Annotated in this window: 17 protein-coding genes; 2 read left to right on the forward strand and 15 right to left on the reverse strand. The window is 49.8% G+C overall.

Annotated features, from left to right (window positions below):
• Positions 1-72 precede the first annotated feature (72 nt).
• Positions 73-966 (forward strand): AraC family transcriptional regulator, encoded by an 894-nt coding sequence (locus tag SOM48_RS02675; RefSeq protein ID WP_288880311.1) that lies wholly within the window; start codon positions 73-75, stop codon positions 964-966.
• Here the strand turns inward: SOM48_RS02675 and SOM48_RS02680 are convergent, their stop codons facing one another.
• Positions 967-2,349 carry a diguanylate cyclase gene (locus SOM48_RS02680; protein WP_076769661.1) on the reverse strand — a complete coding sequence of 461 codons (1,383 nt, stop codon included), beginning with the start codon at positions 2,347-2,349 and terminating at the stop codon, positions 967-969.
• Between the two features lie 381 nt (positions 2,350-2,730).
• Here SOM48_RS02680 and SOM48_RS02685 point away from each other — a divergent pair, with 381 nt between their 5' ends.
• Positions 2,731-3,300, forward strand: coding sequence for a helix-turn-helix transcriptional regulator (locus SOM48_RS02685; RefSeq protein WP_080263019.1), 570 nt, complete (start codon positions 2,731-2,733; stop codon positions 3,298-3,300).
• Positions 3,301-3,348: 48 nt separating this feature from the next.
• Here SOM48_RS02685 and SOM48_RS02690 read toward each other — a convergent pair whose 3' ends face one another.
• The 14 genes from SOM48_RS02690 to SOM48_RS02755 form a co-directional block, all read right to left on the reverse strand.
• Entirely contained in the window at positions 3,349-4,350 is a 1,002-nt protein-coding gene (locus SOM48_RS02690; RefSeq protein WP_320511380.1) for a hypothetical protein, read from the reverse strand.
• Between the two features lie 10 nt (positions 4,351-4,360).
• Positions 4,361-5,293, reverse strand: a complete 933-nt coding sequence (locus SOM48_RS02695; protein WP_320511381.1) for an ACP S-malonyltransferase — start codon at positions 5,291-5,293, stop codon at positions 4,361-4,363.
• 11 nt (positions 5,294-5,304) lie between these two features.
• The gene (locus SOM48_RS02700; protein ID WP_320511382.1) at positions 5,305-6,693 is read right to left on the reverse strand and encodes a hypothetical protein; all 1,389 of its coding nucleotides are present in this window, start codon (positions 6,691-6,693) and stop codon (positions 5,305-5,307) included.
• Positions 6,690-7,421, reverse strand: a complete 732-nt coding sequence (locus SOM48_RS02705) for an outer membrane lipoprotein-sorting protein (protein ID WP_232374453.1) — start codon at positions 7,419-7,421, stop codon at positions 6,690-6,692. Before SOM48_RS02705 ends, SOM48_RS02700 begins: the two co-directional genes overlap by 4 nt.
• A 49-nt stretch (positions 7,422-7,470) precedes the next feature.
• Positions 7,471-8,769 (reverse strand): ABC transporter permease, encoded by a 1,299-nt coding sequence (locus tag SOM48_RS02710; RefSeq protein ID WP_320511383.1) that lies wholly within the window; start codon positions 8,767-8,769, stop codon positions 7,471-7,473.
• An 11-nt stretch (positions 8,770-8,780) separates the two neighbouring features.
• Complete coding sequence (locus SOM48_RS02715; protein ID WP_320511384.1) at positions 8,781-9,437, reverse strand: hypothetical protein; 657 nt, start codon at positions 9,435-9,437, stop codon at positions 8,781-8,783.
• The gene (locus tag SOM48_RS02720; RefSeq protein ID WP_319551747.1) at positions 9,421-10,128 is read right to left on the reverse strand and encodes an ABC transporter ATP-binding protein; all 708 of its coding nucleotides are present in this window, start codon (positions 10,126-10,128) and stop codon (positions 9,421-9,423) included. Before SOM48_RS02720 ends, SOM48_RS02715 begins: the two co-directional genes overlap by 17 nt.
• Positions 10,125-11,117, reverse strand: coding sequence for an ATP-binding protein (locus tag SOM48_RS02725; RefSeq protein ID WP_320511385.1), 993 nt, complete (start codon positions 11,115-11,117; stop codon positions 10,125-10,127). Before SOM48_RS02725 ends, SOM48_RS02720 begins: the two co-directional genes overlap by 4 nt.
• Positions 11,114-12,340, reverse strand: a complete 1,227-nt coding sequence (locus SOM48_RS02730) for a beta-ketoacyl synthase N-terminal-like domain-containing protein (RefSeq protein ID WP_320511386.1) — start codon at positions 12,338-12,340, stop codon at positions 11,114-11,116. The genes SOM48_RS02725 and SOM48_RS02730 overlap by 4 nt, the downstream gene beginning before the upstream one ends.
• Positions 12,341-12,344: 4 nt before the next feature.
• Positions 12,345-14,903, reverse strand: a complete 2,559-nt coding sequence (locus SOM48_RS02735) for a beta-ketoacyl-[acyl-carrier-protein] synthase family protein (protein WP_320511387.1) — start codon at positions 14,901-14,903, stop codon at positions 12,345-12,347.
• A gap of 98 nt (positions 14,904-15,001) precedes the next feature.
• The gene (locus SOM48_RS02740) at positions 15,002-16,159 is read right to left on the reverse strand and encodes an aminomethyl transferase family protein (protein WP_320511388.1); all 1,158 of its coding nucleotides are present in this window, start codon (positions 16,157-16,159) and stop codon (positions 15,002-15,004) included.
• A gap of 30 nt (positions 16,160-16,189) precedes the next feature.
• Positions 16,190-16,471, reverse strand: a complete 282-nt coding sequence (locus SOM48_RS02745; protein ID WP_042713487.1) for an acyl carrier protein — start codon at positions 16,469-16,471, stop codon at positions 16,190-16,192.
• Positions 16,472-16,485: 14 nt separating this feature from the next.
• Positions 16,486-17,034: an ApeI family dehydratase gene (locus tag SOM48_RS02750; RefSeq protein WP_139569952.1), complete on the reverse strand. Its 549-nt coding sequence runs from the start codon at positions 17,032-17,034 to the stop codon at positions 16,486-16,488.
• 3 nt (positions 17,035-17,037) lie between these two features.
• A complete protein-coding gene (locus SOM48_RS02755; protein ID WP_320511389.1) occupies positions 17,038-17,793 on the reverse strand; it encodes an SDR family NAD(P)-dependent oxidoreductase in 756 nt (251 codons plus the stop codon).
• Positions 17,794-17,798 lie beyond the last annotated feature (5 nt).

Consider the following 17,798-nt stretch of genomic DNA (forward strand, 5'->3'; position numbering starts at 1 on the left):
TCTTCGCATTGTTCACTTGTTGCGCGTGAATCGGCAGAATGGTTGCTCAAATATCAACAGATGCGAGGAGTAATGATGGAGGAGATGGTCGCGTTACTGCGGGCGCTTGCACCGCACGAAGGCTCTACACGCTCGGCGCTGGAGAGCGTCTGCTTTATGCGCTCAGACCGCCCGCTGGCCCGCACGCCGGTGGTTTACAAGCCCTGCATTGTTATCGTTTGCCAGGGGCAGAAGCGGGGTTATCTGGCGAATCGCGTTTATTACTACGATAAACAGCACTATCTGGTGTTATCGGTACCGCTCCCCTTCTCAACGGAAACGGACGCCAGCCCTGAGAAGCCGCTGCTGGCGCTGACGGTGGATCTCGATATGACGGTGCTCTCTGAACTGATGCTGTCGCTGGATCTGCCGCCCGGTCGCGCAGAGGCGGCGCCGGAAGGCATTATGTCCACGCCACTCGAAGCCGATCTTGCCGATACGGCATTGCGATTACTGAAAGCGCTCTCGTCAAAGCAGGAGGCGCAGGTGCTGGGTCCACAGTTAGTGCGGGAGTTATATTACCGGGTGCTGATGGGGGAACGTGGCGATGCGCTGCGTGCGGCGCTGGTTAATCAGGGGCAATTTGCAGCGATTGCTAAAGTGTTGCAGCGTATCCATACACACTTTACCGAGCCGCTGCATATTCCGACGCTGGCAAAGGATGCCGGTCTTAGCGTGCCTGCGTTTCATAAACACTTTAAATCCGTCACCAGCACCTCACCGCTGCAGTACATCAAGTCTGTGCGGCTTAACCAGGCACGCTTATTGATGATTCGCGATAACGCAACCGCTGCGGGTGCGGCTTTTCACGTTGGCTATGAGAGCCCTTCACAGTTTAACCGCGAGTTTCGCCGCCTGTTTGGCCGCAGCCCGCGGGAGGAGGCAAATGAGATGCGAGCCTCCTTCGCGCTCTTTCCTCCGGTGTGATTACTCTGCGGCTTGCCAGATATGGACACAGTTGCGGCCGCGCTCTTTCGCAATATAGAGCGCTTCATCAGCGCGCTGAATAAAGCGCTCGTAGTCGGGGTGGCCATCAAACATGGCGGCACCGATAGAGAGAGAAATCGGTACCCGCTCACCCTCAGGCGTTTTAATGATGGTCTTTTCGACGCGAGAGCGGATACGTTCGCCAATTCGATGCGTGTCAAACTCTGTCGCTTCAGTTAGCAGGATGACAAATTCATCGCCGCCATAACGAAAGACATAATCACTGCTGCGCACGTTGTCATAAAAAGCATTTGAGACTTTACGCAGGATCTCATCCCCCATGGGATGTCCCCAGCTATCGTTTATTTGCTTAAATTTGTCGACATCTATAATTAACACTGACAGCGGCGTAGAGGCCCTTTGCGCATGGGAAATTTCGCGTTTGAAAATGGTAGGCATAAAGCGACGGTTGAGTAATTTCGTTAAGACATCCATGCCCACTTCGTGGCGGGAAACCTCTTCAAATAGCTCCCGCAGCAATGTGATTATCTGCACCACATTTTTTCTTACGGAAATAAGAAAGCCGACGCGCAGCGCGCGATTACTTAATGCGCGGGGTGTTGCGCGGGTAGACCGAAATATTTCGTCAAGCTCTTGCAGCAGACGGGATATATGACCAACCTCCGCGATCCCACTAAAATAGTGGCGTCCTTTGTGGTTAAACCATAAACCAAAATCGGACTGGCTGACGGCCAGCGTATTGCCTAAATCAGCATCCATAATGATTTTATAAATCAGGTCAATTTCCCAACTGAGAAGCGCCGCGGTTTGCCGCTCTTTCTCCTCTTCTGCATTCTCCATTAGCGAGAAGATACGATAATTTTCATCCTCTTTGGCTGAGTTATGCTCACTGAACGAGAAGGCTCGCGACATCACTTCCATTGCAAGGTCGATACTGTTGATCGCATGGTGATAAATCTGCAATTTCTCTTCTGCGCTGAACTCACTTTCAATAATCACCGGGTAAAAGATCTTCTTAAGGACGCGAAAGCCCATCTCGACCAGTTCGACGGAGATACCAATGCGCGCATGCACTTCGGCAACCGTGTGCTGCTGCTGAATCAGGCGCTCGATATCATCCGGTGTGCAGGCTAATACTTCCTTTATCCAGCGCTCCAGCGCGGATTTAAGATGTATTTCAACCTGGGCATTAGAGAGAAATTCACGGGCATGGGGATCGGTTAATACGATGCGGTAAAAGGTTTCACTAAGGTCGTGGGCGTGGGTATGAGCCACCTCAGCGGTGAGACGGCGAATGTTGTGATCGGTCTTTTCTAATAGGGTAAGCCATTCACCCTTCATCGATTTAAGATAAGTTTCCATCATTCAGACCCTTACGGTAGTTAACACATCTTACGTTCAGGATGTTGCAAACAAACGTCCATCGACGCAGATCGACAGGGCCAGAATTAGCGTGGCACCGCCCACATATTCCCTCTTTTAGCGTCCGGGCGGTCCTCGCTCACGATTTAGAAATTACATGGGAAAACAGCATGTTAGACTTCTTTTTAACCATGTAAGAAGGCAATAGTAGAAACGTACCGAAATAGAGTATAGCCCGTTCAATTACTATCACAACCTGGAATAATAACCTGCGTTGAACGTTAAGATCTTATTTAAGACTATTTAATTACGGCTTCGTGCGGGAGCAATTTACAATCCGAAACACTCTCCCAGGCATTATTCTATATGGTAATTAATCATATGAAGATCTATACAATAAGCGATGATGTATATTTTCAGAACGGAATGATTTCATTGGCTAATGCAAGAGGCTGGACAATCGAAGCGCAACAGTTCAACCCGCAATTACTCACCGAACTAACTCTGGACGACGTAGTTATTCTCCATCTCGATAAAAAGAATATGGCTTACGCTAAAGCCATCTCCCCGCTCAATAAAGTATGCAAGCTTCTCGTTATTTCCGGCACAACGCGAAATATTTTGATCGACGAAGCGGATATTGTGCTTAAAGCCCAGGACTCGCTAAATGAGATTAGCCACGCGATTAAAAAACTCGCCAAGCTCAGGAAAGAGGCCACGCATAAAGAAAACGTCCTCAGCGATATTGAAAGGATTGTGTTAAATGAATCGCTGAAGGGGAAAAACATCCATCTTATTGCCAAGCTACTCTCTATTTCACCGAAGCGGGTTTATGCCTACCGAAATAAAGCATGCAAAAAGATGGGCGGGAAAAAGATCAGCGATCTCCTGCTGATTAAAGATAATTTGCTTGAGCATGCCCACCTGTCATCCCCTACTCTCTCTCCTTAGACTGGTAATGTCCGTCTGCAGCGTATAGCCACTCCAGACGGACATGCACTACCAGAGTTGCGACTGTTTGTTTATCTCATCCCAGCGAAAACACATATCACACGCCATCAAAAAATCGTTATGCCACAGCCTGTAAATATGCAGGAAGCTAAACGCGAGGCACGGTAGCAGACACAGCAGGAAATAGGCTTCGAAGAAAATTGCTACGCCCGAAAAATCAAGTAATAAGCTGATTACGGCGATCCAGAGCGCTTCAATTACCAGTAAGCTCAAAAGCCGCAGCCAGAAAGGTGTACCTGTATTAATGAACCGAGGCAGCGAACTGGCGAAGTAGAAGTCAATTTCACGCATAAAGAGGCGCCCAAGAAAGATATAGCGCCTCGATAACCGAACAAAAAGCAGATTCATCGCCAGCACAATTGCGCAGAGCAGCAGCATCGCGACCATAAGCGGCGCGAAGAACACCCCCTGTTCGAGGGAAAACTCAGGCTGGTTTTTAAGCGGCACAATGGTTAACAGGCTTACGCCGAGGCTGATCAACAGGTAGTGGGCAACATAACGGTGAAGATGCTTAAACTGCACTGTTTCATTCGCTTCTTGCCCGATAAGCTTGATGTAACTGCTTCTGATACAACGAAACACACCAAAGAGAAAGAGCGGCGACAGCGCAGCCAGAAATGGCAGCACCCGCTCTGGCGTAAAAAATAACAGCGCCGCCTGGGTAATAAGCCAAAAGAGCGTTCCGCTCAGCAGGCTGGCGATTGCCGGTCGCGACAGCGCCCTTTCCAGCCGACCCGCTTTTTTGCCAATAAAGAATGAGAGATCGATATTTTTAATCACACATTTATACGCCCAGTAGGCTTTTAGCTCCCAGATAAAATGAAACATCACCAGCGCAAGGATCGCGCTGGTGATCATTGCGTCCTGTGATGTCAGGTTAAACGCCGCGTTTTTCCAATATAGCCCCAGCAGCAAATAGATAATGGCGCAGAGCAGCAAAAGGATTTTTTTGTCCTGGTGGCGGATAAAAGTCAGGTAATCAGGTATCACGATGGCGCCCTCACGCAGATAAAAGCGTTTTGCAGTGCCGGGACATCGCGGGCGTAAACCCGATAAAGTCAGTGAGCATCTGAGCAAGGTAGGCTTTATTGCTGATCTCGACAAACTGCACGTCCGGCTTATGAATAAGCCACCCATCGATTGAGTCACGCCATTTAACGGTGTGAGTCAAATGGCGCGCGAGATTTTCTTTGATCTGCTCAGGGTGATACTCCGCCTTGCCAGAAACATTCATGACCACCGCATGGCGCGGTGGCGCAACGTCCACTCCGGCAAGATAGTCCCGCATCAAGGCAACGCCCTCGGTCATCAAACGCGTATGCCACGCGCCGCTAACGCCGAGTTTGACCGGTTCTAATCCGTTCTCCAGCAACAGACGAGAAAAATCACGTAGCGGCGCGCTCGCCCCGCCAATGACCTGCTGCTTAGGGCTGTTATCACAGCTAATATCGATAAGTAACCCGGCATGGTCGATCAGTTCGCGCAGGCGCAGAACATCAATACCTTTCACCGCCGCCATCTCGCCTTTGTGCAGACGGCTGATCTCATGCATAACCTTCGCGCGAAAGTGGATCGCCTCAAAGAGCCCCTCCAGAGAGAGTGCACCTGCGGCATAGAGGGCGCTATATTCGCCGACGCTGTGCCCGCAGGAACCGATAATCGCACAGGGATCCATTTTTTGCTGGCAGAGGGTATAAAGCGTGACATTAATGGCCGTCACCGCCAGCTGCTGTACAGTCGTCTGAATCAACCGGTTCATCGGGCCTTTCAGGCAGAGGCGCCGAATATCAATCCCCGAGACATCGCTGGCACAATCCCAAATATGTTTGGTTGCCATAGTGAGATCCCATAAGTCAGCCCCCATGCCGATGGCCGGGTTCCCCTGTCCGGCGAACAGTAATACAACCGCTTTTTCTGTTTTTTGTTCACTCATCTGTCATGTCCTTATAAGAGATAGTTAAGCCCCAGATAAAATCCGACGGTTTTGCCAAAAAAAGCGAATTCCGTATCCTGTTTCCCAAGCCCGGCCCAGCCGCCGGCATAGACATTCAGGCTGTCGTCAAAGGAGGCTAAGGGCGTCGAAAGGTGTATGCCTAACAGAGCGCTGTTATCACGCATATTCATCGTGATATAGGGCTGAAGCGTTGCCCCTTTCTCGCTGCGAACACTGCCATAGGCGCTCAAATAGTGTTTTCCCTGCAGTTGCCCTTTGTTGGCAATATTGCCGATTTCGGCCCCCATCAGATATTTGTAAGCGTCAAAGATCTGATCTAATAACGCCGACTGCGACGCTCTGTTCAGGTAACGTGAAAGTTGCGCCTGCTGTTGCCATTCACTGTCTGAATAGCCTTCACTCTGGAAGTAGTATTCAAGCCCCAGCACAGCGAAGTCGCGGGTGGTGTACTGCGCACCTAACGCCACTTCTACTCCCGGTTTTCGGTCTGCGCGATAAAGCGAAGAGGGAAACTGATAATCCACAACCTCTGCGGCACGTTCAGGCGAAAAATGGTGCCATTGCTGAGCGTTGTGCAACGCCACTTCGCCGTTAAAAGTGAGCGCTGGCGTGTAGCTGAAGCTGTCCGAGAGCGCGAGAGATCGTTTATCACCCAGCAGCAGGCTAAGAGCAGGCGTGTGATTCGCCAGGTGGTAGTCGGTATAACTTAAGAGATACCGCGCCTGCGCATTGCCGCGCCGGTTTGCTGACCAATGGCTGGAAGTTTCATACCGCTGGTTGATGGTTGCCAGCTGCGGCGCAACCGTAAATACGAGGCTGTAGTCGCGATGGTTATCGACCAATCGCGCGCCCCATGATGATTCGCTATAGTTCGACCGCATGGCGGGATCGTAAATGCGGGTGCTTTTAAAGCCCGCGTAATAGTTGCTCATCAGCGCAGCGGGCGATTTAAGAAAAAAGAGCCCCGGCGTTGCCGGTAACTTCCCGGCCTCCAGGCGAAGCTGGTCTGAAAGGGCGTAGCTAATTTGTAACCTGTTGAGCAGCACACGCGAGCGCTGCTGATCCTCTTCAAAAGAGCCGGGCAGATGCCATGCGTAATAAGCAAGTCCGTAGAGGGAAAAATCGATATCCAGACGATTTTCAATGACCGCACATTTGCTGCTGAATTTTATCCCGGCATCCTGAAAAGCATTTGTCGGGGTATAAGCCCTTTCTCCGGCGGTTCTCCACGGCGAAGCTGTTCGCGTTATATAGGAGGTTTGCAGCATCAGCGCGGTTTCGCTATTTGCGGCCACCTCATCACCGGAGAGGCAGGACGCCTGCGAGAAAGAGGCAAGCAATGATAGAGGAATAAGCAGAGTATTAATGAGCGATTTCACTTCACACCCCGCTGAATAGCTTCCCTGGTAAAGTAAAATTCTGGCAGAGACTCAAGTCTGACCTCGCTGTATTCCATAACGGTAAATCCCTTCTGGTGACGTGCATCATGCACAACGATTTTCATCGGCCGTGCCTCTCCGAGCACGGTCTGGTAATCCAGATAACTCACTTCCTTAAGTAATTTCTCATCCTGTGAATAAAAGGAGGCGCTATAAGGGCGAAAACTCTCTTTCTCGACCAGATAGACAATTTTGGGATAGGTTGCGGCGGGGGTTTTTCGCTCGAGGGAGAGTCGATAACAGAGGCGCTTTCCACAGGCCGCTTCGCCAGTGAGTTGAGCGTTATAGGCGTAATCGAAATTGGTAACAATGACATCGCTATTCGCGATCTGTCCGACTAAGCGCTGCTCAGGCGAAACAGGCATTGGACGACGTAACTCCGGCGAGTAGAACCATAAGTCATACCAATCCGAGAGCATAATTTTGCCTTTATCTCTGGCAGGATAGATAAAGCGCACAAGGGATCTTGCATCCGCAGGCCGGCCATTTTCGGGCTTCATAAAGCGCATCGAAACATCGAAAATCTGTGTATTGACCGCCGCACCGGTTTTTTCTTTATATTCACGCACCGTGACGGTATAGCGAAACGGTTGATTTGGAGAGCGTATTTCATCAGCACGGCGGATAATATCTTGCGCTGGCGTCGCATTACAGACCACAGGGATCATCGCCAGCGTGATAAAACATAGAGAGAAAATATTCATAAGCTGTCCTGTTTTATGAAAATTTAAAAGCATCGGCCAGATTCAGTTTTGCTGCGCGTAATGAAGGACGCAGGGACGCGAAAGCCGCGGTAATAATCGGTAAGAAAAAGGTAAACCAGACCGTATCTATATCCGTGGTTTTAATAAATGCGGTGTAACCCTGTGACTGTCCCGGCGAGGGCGGCATCGCAATGCCTTTAATATTAATAAGCCAGGCAAGAGCGAACCCTATTGCCAGACTGCCTGCCGCACCGATAATGCCAATAAAAATCCCTTCCAGAATAAATAGCCGTGTGACATGCCATGGCCTAAGCCCGATAGCGCGCAGGGTGGTAATTTCCCGGGTACGCTCAATGATATTCATGGTGAGCGAATTGCCGATCATGAAAATAACGATCACCGCGACAAGAAGTTTAATAAAGAAGTAAATCCCGGAGAGAAGATCTTCGACTTGCTGATAAAATGGCGAGACACTACTCCACTCTTTTACGATTAACGGTAAGTGATGTTGGGCAATAAAGTGTCGAAGTTTAGCCGCAAAGCCTGAGACGTTTTCCGTATTAAGCAGAATCAACACCTTGCTGACACCCTCAGTTCCCATCAGACGCTGCGCTGTCATTAACGGCATCTTCATTGCCGTATCATCGTAGTCTTTAATGCCGGAGGTAAAAATTCCGCGTACCTTTAACGAGATAGCGCCCTGACCTCCATGGGCATTTACCACCATAATATCCAGCCAGTCGCCATACGCGGCGTTAAGGGTTTTGGCCAGACCGCTTCCAGCGGTCACCTCGTCCGTTTTTACACGTGACAAATCGCTACCGCTGATCAACTTATCGAATGAGCCAAGCTTTAATGCGGCTAAAGGTTCGACGCCAAGACCGGAGAAGTAACTGGTGGTTTCGTTTTCATATTGAGAGGCCACGCCAGTAAACTCAAGTTGACCTGAAATCGTTGAAATATCAGCCGATAAATCCGGCTGTGCAAGAATGGCTTGCTTCAACGCCGCATAATCTTCAATTAAGCTCTGATTTTTCTTTGCACCCTCAAAATAGGCCGGATTATAAATTTGCACATGACCAATATTGGTGCGAATGGTTTGCTCTTTCAAAATCCAGAAGGAGTATTGAATAAAACCGCCATACAGAAAAATGGCGACACCGCCAAGCATTATTGCGGCGAGTGTAGATAAAGTGCGCCGCCGATGGCGAAAAATATTTAATAAAGCAAACTGCGCATCTCTGAATCGAAATAATAAACAGAAAAGAATAAAAAGCAGGATAGCGCTCATCGCCAGATTAACGAATAACATGGTGTATTCCTTTACTTCTCATTTAATAGCGGCATAACTATCTGCGTTATCTCTTGCAGATCCCACTCTGGTGCGGTGCCAGGCGGCAGAAGAGTATATTTCTCCGCGCGCGTTCCCGTTTGCCTTAATTCATTTAACAGTTGCCCGGCGTCGTGTGACAGCCCGCAATCAATGAGCGCGCGGTAGCGCATATAACGAATGGGGATGAGCATATTCTCATCGAACAAACCTGTTGCGTTAATCAGGCGTTCGGTATCATGCAGAGCGATGACGCACCGACCACTTTTTGCAGGTAAGTAAGCATCGATACGCGCACGTAAATAGTGTAATCGCAGATTATCGTCGTTTGACTCCACCGCCTCATCGAGATAGAAAAAACCGGTTTTTGCATACTCTGCGGCGTGGATAAAGTCATTTATCGCCACATAATGTTTGGCCTGTTGTAACAGACCATAGGCGTAAAAGATCAGCGAGGCGACATGGTGTTCACGGCGATACTCATTCCATAATGCGGAGGTGGTTTCGATCAGCGCGTGCTGCTGTGCTGGAAAACCCTGCGCTATTATTTTCTCAACTTCAGACGCTGGCGCGGCAAATGCCCCATTGACCACCAGCGATAAGCCAATGATTACACTCCTAAGTCGATACCGTTTACCGGGCCGAATCATAAGTTAATTCTCCATCCGTGATTTCAATAACCCGCTTCGCCCGATCCTTGAGCTGGGTGGAATGCGTGGAAACGATAAAGGTGGTTTGTGTTTGCTGATTAATTTTTAACAGCAAATCCATGATCGCCTCGCCGGTGGCTAAATCCAGATTGCCCGTCGGTTCATCGGCGACAACAACGCCAGGCTGATGCGCAAGCGCGCGGGCAATCGCCACACGTTGCTGCTGACCACCGGATAATTGGCCCGGTTTTCGCCGAGCAAACTGCGCGAGGCCGACGCTATCGAGCGCATGTAATGCACGCGCTTTCGCCTCCTTTTTATCGCAATAGCCGTTGAGAACCAGCGGGTAAAAAATATTATCCAGCACGTCCAGCACCGGGATCAGATTGAAGAACTGGAAGATAAAGCCGAGATGTTGACCACGAATCGCGGCCATCTCCTTTTCGGGAAGAGCGTTGAGCAGATGATTTAAAAAAATAACCTGTCCGGCGCTCGGCCGATCAATTCCGGAAAGGATATTAAGCAGCGTACTTTTGCCGCTGCCGGAGGGACCGCACAGCGCGATAAATTCCCCTTTCGCAATCTCAAGGTTCACGCCTTTTAATGCGCTAACCTGGCTTTCTCCTGTGCCGAACTGTTTTGAGATATCGCTGAGAACAATGGCTGGTAGAGCGTTTACGCTGTTTTTCATGCGCCTTCCTTTTCCATGTCGATCCAGCTGTCGAACCAGGCGCTACCACCGAAACTGTCTTTTACGATAGTGCGTATTTTTGTCCCGCGAGGAACGTTCTGTTGCAGGTACTCCCAGCTCAGAGCAGAGGTTAAACAGCCGCTGGAACCAAAAATGGCGCTGAGATCGAGTATGTTCACTGCCTGTTCAGGCTTCATGGGGTTTGTGGCCGGTCCGGCATGCGCAAACAGGTCGATATCGCTCGCATTCTCATAGAGTTCACGCTGAGTTTGCGCGCCATCCTGCCAGCTATGGTAATTTCCACAGCGAACACTGATGCCACCTGCACGGCGGCTAAAAATAAAGCAGCCGGCACGTTCAACGCTTAAGTGAATACCGCTTACTTGCTGCGCCCTTCTGTTCCCGGCCTCTCCCGCTAATGCCGCTTCGGAGAAGACTAGTAGCGGTATCGCGCGCCAGGCGGCGCACACCACCACAAAATCAAACGTATTCCAGCAAAGATAATCCTGCGCGCTGCGCATCGCGGCGATCAGTGATAATTTCTCGCCGCGCATTTTGCAGCTGACATCTTTGATGGCGAATTTCTTCAGAAGATTTTTCGGCAACGTATCGATAGTTGAGGTGTGCAATGCGCTGCTGATATTTTCAAAAATGGCACTCTCGCCCCACGCATCAACGTAGATAAACGCGGTGCGCGATTTTAATAACAGCATCCGTTCTTTTGCGCCCAGGCTCTGTAATGCACTTTCCGCTGCCTGCTCAAGCGCCTCGATATAGTGGATATAGTCCGGTTTACGCACCATCTCTCGCGCATAGACCGCTTTGCTGGTTCCGAAGCGCTTAAAGCCCCAGCCACGTTTAGCCGTTGCTTTCAGCGCCTGGTTATAGAGATGCGATTCCCAGACATTTAGCCATCCGGGGGAGTAAATATAAAAATCATCTTCCGGCTCGGTCATCGCAAAGGCATTTAGATACATTGCATCGTTCATCGACTGGTCTCCTCTTTCGCGAAGAGAGAGATGACGACGCCGATAATTGAGCCATCCACGCCGAGACCGGTTTTTAACAGGTGTAGCTTTTGATGAGACATGACCGGCTGATTAACCAATAGCTGATGAGATATTTCATCACTTATTTCATCGTTCGCCACTGCCGGAATCAGCTCTCCCTTTCGCAACGCCTCCGCACCAATAATGAGATCGATAATGCCGGAACCGGTCGCGGTATAACCCATCATGCCTTTATAGGCCAGTACCGGTATCTTCTGCTCGCCCACCAGCATTGAAATCGCTTTCGCTTCCGATTTGTCGCTGGTTGAAGAGCCGTTGCCGTGCGGAATAATGGCGCAGAGCTGTTCCGGTGTCACCGCGGCTTCACTCAATACGCTGCGCATCACTTTTAAGAGATTAGAGCTGAGCCAGCCGGTATCGTGGCTACGCCCGGCACTGGTCTGGATGTAATTTGATTTCAGGCGGACAGCGTTGTGCCTCTCCTGACTGCCACGATATCCATGGCGCTCCAGTAACATCACCGAACAACCTTCTGCAAATAAGACCGCCTGGCTGTTTTTACCAAACGGCTGTACCACCTTGCTTGCCAGCATCGACTGATTTTCGAGGAACCAGATATCCTGGGTGTTAATTTTTGAACAATTAATAATACAAACCAGATCAAGGCCGCCGTGCTCAATTGCCTGACAGCCCAAATGGATGGCCGTCAGCGCGGAATTACTGGTGCAGTGCATCGCAGCAGGCAGGATTTGCAGGCGGTATTTCTCTGCCAGTTTGAAAGCCAGATAATCCTGAGACATATTTCTGACATGCAGATTTTTTATCGAGGCAGAGAGAGCAACGTCTTCAATATCGTTTTTGTCGTAAAAGGATTTGTAATCCATCGCATCGATGCGCGGTCCGAGACCGGTCAAATAGACTCGCACTGACGCCCCTGCCAACGCGGCAGAGGTCAAACCTGCCTGCGCCATTGCCTCTTCGATTAAGCGGTAGATCAGGTCAAGATCAGACTCCTTTGTCGCATTAAGCCTGGCCACGCTGACATTACGCTTAAACCCACATTTGATGGCCTCCTCTTCGCTGGCAAACCAGGGCGCAGTGTTAACGCACATACCCTGCCGCAGATTGCTCATCAACTGCTCAGCATGATTTGCATAAGGCAACGAAAGGCTGTAGCCGGAAATCAAAGCTGCATTTTCCACGGCGCTATCCTTTTATAACCATCGCGTAGTAATTGCCGCCCTCAGTGGCGCCGACCAGCAGCGCATGGCGAACAGCAAGCTTGAGCGGTTGGCGCACAAAATTCATTCGCTTATCAAAGAAGGAATCGGTGCCAGCAATCGCCGGTACAGTTTGCGTTTTCATGCACTCGGTAAGCACCAGCAGGTTCAACAGACCGGCCGCCGATGCGACGAAACCGAAGTAAGCGTTGTAGTTAACAACCGGCACCTGCGGGTGCGACTGATGGAAAACCGCGTGTAGGGCGTCGATCTCAACCTGCGAATGCGCTGGCCCGCCATGGCTGCTGCCGCACACCAGATCGATCTCGTGGGTACCTAACCCGGCATCGGCAAGCGCACGTTGAATAGCCAGCACCATGGCAGCCGATTTTTCGCCTGATTGGGCAGGATCAAACCAGCTGTTATCACAGGATTTGCCGTAGCCAATAATTTCGGCCAGAACCTCAACTCCGCGCTCGCGAGCAGCCTGCGGATCCTCAAGCAACAACATGCAGGCGCCTTCACCCGGTACATACCCTTTTGCCTTCTCGCTATAAATTTGATAATCGGCCGCGTCGGCGATCATGGCGATTTTCTGCGTAACGGCATCCATATAGAGCGCCATGGAGGGAAAATACTCATCTGCGCCGCCGACAATGACCTGCGGCTGCAGATTCTGCCGCACAAGTTCGTAACCATAGGTCAGTGCGCCGAGCGCAGCGTTTTCACCGGTTGCAAGCGTCGTGGTATAGCCTTTGATCCCTTCAGAGATGCCGCAAAAAGTGGCAATAGCGTTCATTAGCGAGCCGGGAAATTCCGAAGTGCGAACTTTGCGCGGATCGGGTTTCAGGCTTTGCAAATATTTATAGGTTGTCTCCTGCGGACCGCGTGACATGCCCATCACCATGCCGAGGTTTTCACCGTCGCGCTTAATTTTGCGCTTACCGCTGTTTAACGCCTCTGAGAGCGCGACCAGTGCAAATGTTCCCCCGCGAGTGGCTTTACGTGAATCAAAGCGGCGCAGATATTTGCGGGGTTCCAGATTGTTCACCTGGAAGGTTTTGAAATGCGCCTCCTCTTCCGGCAGCCTCCCCTCGCCCACAGCATGCTGACTGCCAAGGATGTCGCTCAGTTGGTTGGTTTTCTCCAGAACCCCTAACAGCTCACGCGCCTCGGTGAGGGTATCCTGCGGGAACTTCACTCCGCCCAGGGTTCCGGTAGCGCTGCGCTGCCAGATGTTATGCAGAATGTCGCTTACCGTGTGACCAATAGCCGTTACGGCGCCAGCGCCGGTTATTGCAACGCGTTTCGGGGAATAGTGTGTTACAGGTACGGTTCCTGGTCGGGTGCTAATAACCATGCAGCAGTTATTACCGCCAAAGGCATAGTTGTTTTTCAAAAAGAGATTAACCGGTTTCTCTCTGAACTCATTTGCTACGTAATCCAGATCGCAATTGGGACGCGGGACAGAGAAGTTGAGCGTAGGCAAAACGATATTGTCAGGTAGTGTGACCAGACAGGCGATTAACTCAACGATGCCGGCAGCGCCGATGTTGTGACCAAAATAGGACTTTGTTGAGCTGACAAGCAAATCCTTGCGATGGGCAAAGACTTTGTTCATCGCCATGGTCTCGATTCGGTCGTTAGCTTCCGTTCCGGTACCATGCGCATTGACGTAGTCAATCTGGTCAGGGGTGACGCCCGCGTTCTCCATCGCTTTGAGCATCACCTGCACAGCACCATTGGCGCGCGGATCGGGCCCGGTCTCGTGGTAAGCGTCGCAGGATGTGGCATAGGAGAGGATTTCGCCATAGATAGTGGCCCCACGTGCTATGGCATGCTCATACTCTTCCAGTACCAGCGCCCCTGCACCTTCACCGATTGACATACCGGGCTGGCCAGAGAAAGGGGTACAGGCATCAGGATGCATAACGTTAAGGGCGTAGAAACCGGCGAAGGTCGGCAAATAGATCGGTTCCGTTCCCACAGCCAGCATGGTTTTGCTTTTGCCGTTTTGCAGATAGTCGAACGCCATGCCAATAGCATTTGGGCTGGCCGTACAGGCGGTCGCTACCAGTTCTACCCCGCCTTTCAGACCAAGCAGCGTTGACACACTTGAACAGCATGAGGCGAATCCGCCGGCATAAAGAGCCTTACGCAGGGAAAAGTCTTCGATGCGCTGTTCAAAAAGTGGCAGGAAGGCTTCGGTACCCGCAGAGGAGACGCCAACAATTAACCCCGTCTCTTCCAGTACAGGCGAGTTTGTGATGAGCCCCGCCTGGCTTAACGCATCCTTACCCACTTTATAGGCCCAGAGCGCAGCGTTATCCAATGACTGCACAATCTCATCTGCCAGCTCAGGGAACTGAATGTCGTGCAGCACCTCCGCGGCACGGGCATTTTCGAACCATTTCGCAAAACGTTGGCTATCCGTTACACCACATCTCTTATTAAGAAGTGCGGATTTAAAATCCTGAAGGTTTTCAGCCAGAGACGAGAGTATGCCCATCCCGGTTATAACGACTCTTTTTCTACTACTCTTCATTATTCTTCCCTGCAGCGGCAATGATGAACAGACCACCTGGATCGAGGCGGGTAACAACGCCAGTCGGCGCATTTGCGTAAAGCTGGCGTTATGGATGATTACGCGTGTCGTGCTTTCATGGCGTCGATATAACTGTGCTCCGTCGGGCTGACTAACAAACTCAGGTTATAAAGGAAGGGAAGATTTTGTGTTTTTGCCGGGATCTTCGCGGTCGCGGTTTCGATGGTGAAACCTGAAATATCTGACCAGGCGTAATCATGATCGAGCAGCGCGAGGGCAATGGGTGCGCCCAGCGCAGGAGACCAGACGGATTTAATGATGACGCCAACCTGCCGATCGTCGACCAAGACTTTGTCATTGGAAGCAATAACGGCGCTATCCGTCAGCGCAGAAATACCGATAATTTTACGTTTTGCAGGCGCGAGGGATCGTTCTATAACCGCGTCTTTACCGATAAATCCCTCTTTGTCGTATTGCACCGCCCACTGCATTTGCAGCTCAACCGGATGACGGCTGAAATCGGCATAGATACTTTCATCCCAGCACATATTCTCGATGCGCACTGTGCGTTGGTAATCAAGACCGCCAGTTTTTAATTGATATTTTTCACCTTTTTCAACAAGCATTGACCATGTATCAACGAGCGTAGGCTGTGGGCCAATTAGCAGATAACCAAACTCTCCGTGTTTGCCGCAGCGAAAGAGGATCAGTTCTCCGTCCTGATTAATATATTCATGGTAGGGTAAGCCGATAATGTCGAAGCCATAAACTTCCGCGAGTAACTCCCAAGAGTAAGGACCCTCAACCATAAGCGCCCCCCATGCCTCCTCCGTCATCGATTTGATAACAGGTAGATCAGCGATCTCCAGCGCTTCAGGATGTTGGAGAAGGTTATTAAGAGAGTCGATTATATCGGACGCGGAAATGTTTTCTGACAAGATATAGTAACCGTCCGGCGTACATAAAATATAGGCGTCACCTCTAATAGTGCCATCCTCATTAAGCACAAATGAATATAGTCCCTGTTCATCGCGGATAATGGAAACATCAGCCGAAGCAAGATGATTGACTAAAGCCCATGCATCATCCCCCATAACGCTTACTATAGACATGTGAGAGTAATCGACCAGTATTGCATTCTCTCTTACCGCTTTATATTCGATAGCAGGTTCGTGATAAGCAGCCGGAAGCAGATGATTATTGAAAACACCCATTTTAGCCTTGCCGGCAAGATGCAAGTCATGCAGCGATTTCATAGAAGTCCTTATTAAAATAGTTAACCGGAATTAAGCCTGACGTTTCGTTATCACAAAAGAAGCAAGGCTGTTAATGCTGCGCATATATGAAGGGTTATCGCTTTCACTTACTTCAATATCAAAAACCTTATCCAGCATTACGATAATTTCGGTGGCGTCAACTGAATCTAATTTCAGCCCATTGCCAAACAAGGGGGTATCGTCGTCAATTTGTGACGGCTCTCGAGAGATGTTTAAGCGCTGGACGATTTCTGTTTTGATGGTAAACAGAACCTCTTTACGCTCTTCAATTTTACTCTGCATTATTGTCATGCTTTTCATCCCTGTTATTTAGTTTCACGAAAATTGATAATGGTGCCATCGCTTATCTTTTTCTTACCGACATTTGCCGTAACGGAGTAGTGTTTAAAACCAGCAGGATCAGTAAAAGCAGGCCTGCTTATCACCTCAATGGTATCTCCCGGATAAGCTATATCCTTAAATTTCAAGTTCTGCGATGCCAGAACGCCACGGACTTGCGCCCGGCGCTCGCGAATAATTGCGATTAATTCCGGCTTGTGAATAACGTTATGAATATCGCGTAAACTGGTTAGTGACATACCAAACCGTTCGGCACAGGCGTCGCAAATATCACTGATGAAAGAGAAATACTCACTCGCCTGACCAAATATCTCCGCAACAATCACACCCGGCATAATAGGGTTTTCGGGAAAATGCCCGGTAAGATAAGGGTCGTTATAGGTAACATGTTTGATTACCCGGATATAACCATTTTCACCATATTTATACTCTTCTATACGATCGACCATCATAAGAGGCTGGCGCCAGGCGCCCATCTCAAGAAAGAGCTTTGGAGGAATAGTGTATTTTGACATAAATCACCGCATCACTAGCCCACCATCAATAACGATGGTCTGCCCGACAATATAACTGGATGCTGAGGAAGATAACCAAACGATGGTATTAGCGACTTCATTACAGTCTCCTAGCCGCTTGAGGGGGATAGAGTTGGTTACATCACGAACGACGGTCCTTGAAACTTTTTTGACCATCTTTGAGGCAATCATACCCGGCGCCACGGCGTTGACACGGATTCCACGTGGAGCAAGTTCAGCAGCCAGAGTCCGCGTAAAACCGAGTAACGCCCCTTTAGAAGCGCTGTAATTTGCTTGCCCAACACTGGAAATAATTCCAGCGATAGACGCGACGTTAATAATTGTCGCGCCTTCCGCGCTCCGTAAGAGTTTCAGCACCGCTTTCGTAAGATGAAAGGTGCTTAATACGTTGGTTTCAATCACGGTATTGAAATCGTCGAAACTCATTGAGGAAAAAAGATTATCTTTAACGATACCCGCATTGTTAACGAGAACGTCGAGACGCTCGATAGCGGAACCAAGATGGATAACCAAATCACCCACACTCGCGGGATTAGCAAGATCGCACTGCAAAATTGTTAAACGGTGGCCATTATCATGAGTCTCGCTTAATAAACGGAGGGGTTCGGCGTTGCTTTTAAATATTGCAAAGACGTTACAGTTCTGATCCAGATATTTCTCGCATATCGCTAATCCGATATCGCCGCTTGCGCCAGAGACAAGCACATTTTTAGTGTTCAAATCCTTATATGTATACATTCTAT

Source organism: Kosakonia sp. CFBP8986 (assembly GCF_034044935.1).
GTDB classification, from domain to species: Bacteria; Pseudomonadota; Gammaproteobacteria; order Enterobacterales; family Enterobacteriaceae; genus Kosakonia; species Kosakonia cowanii.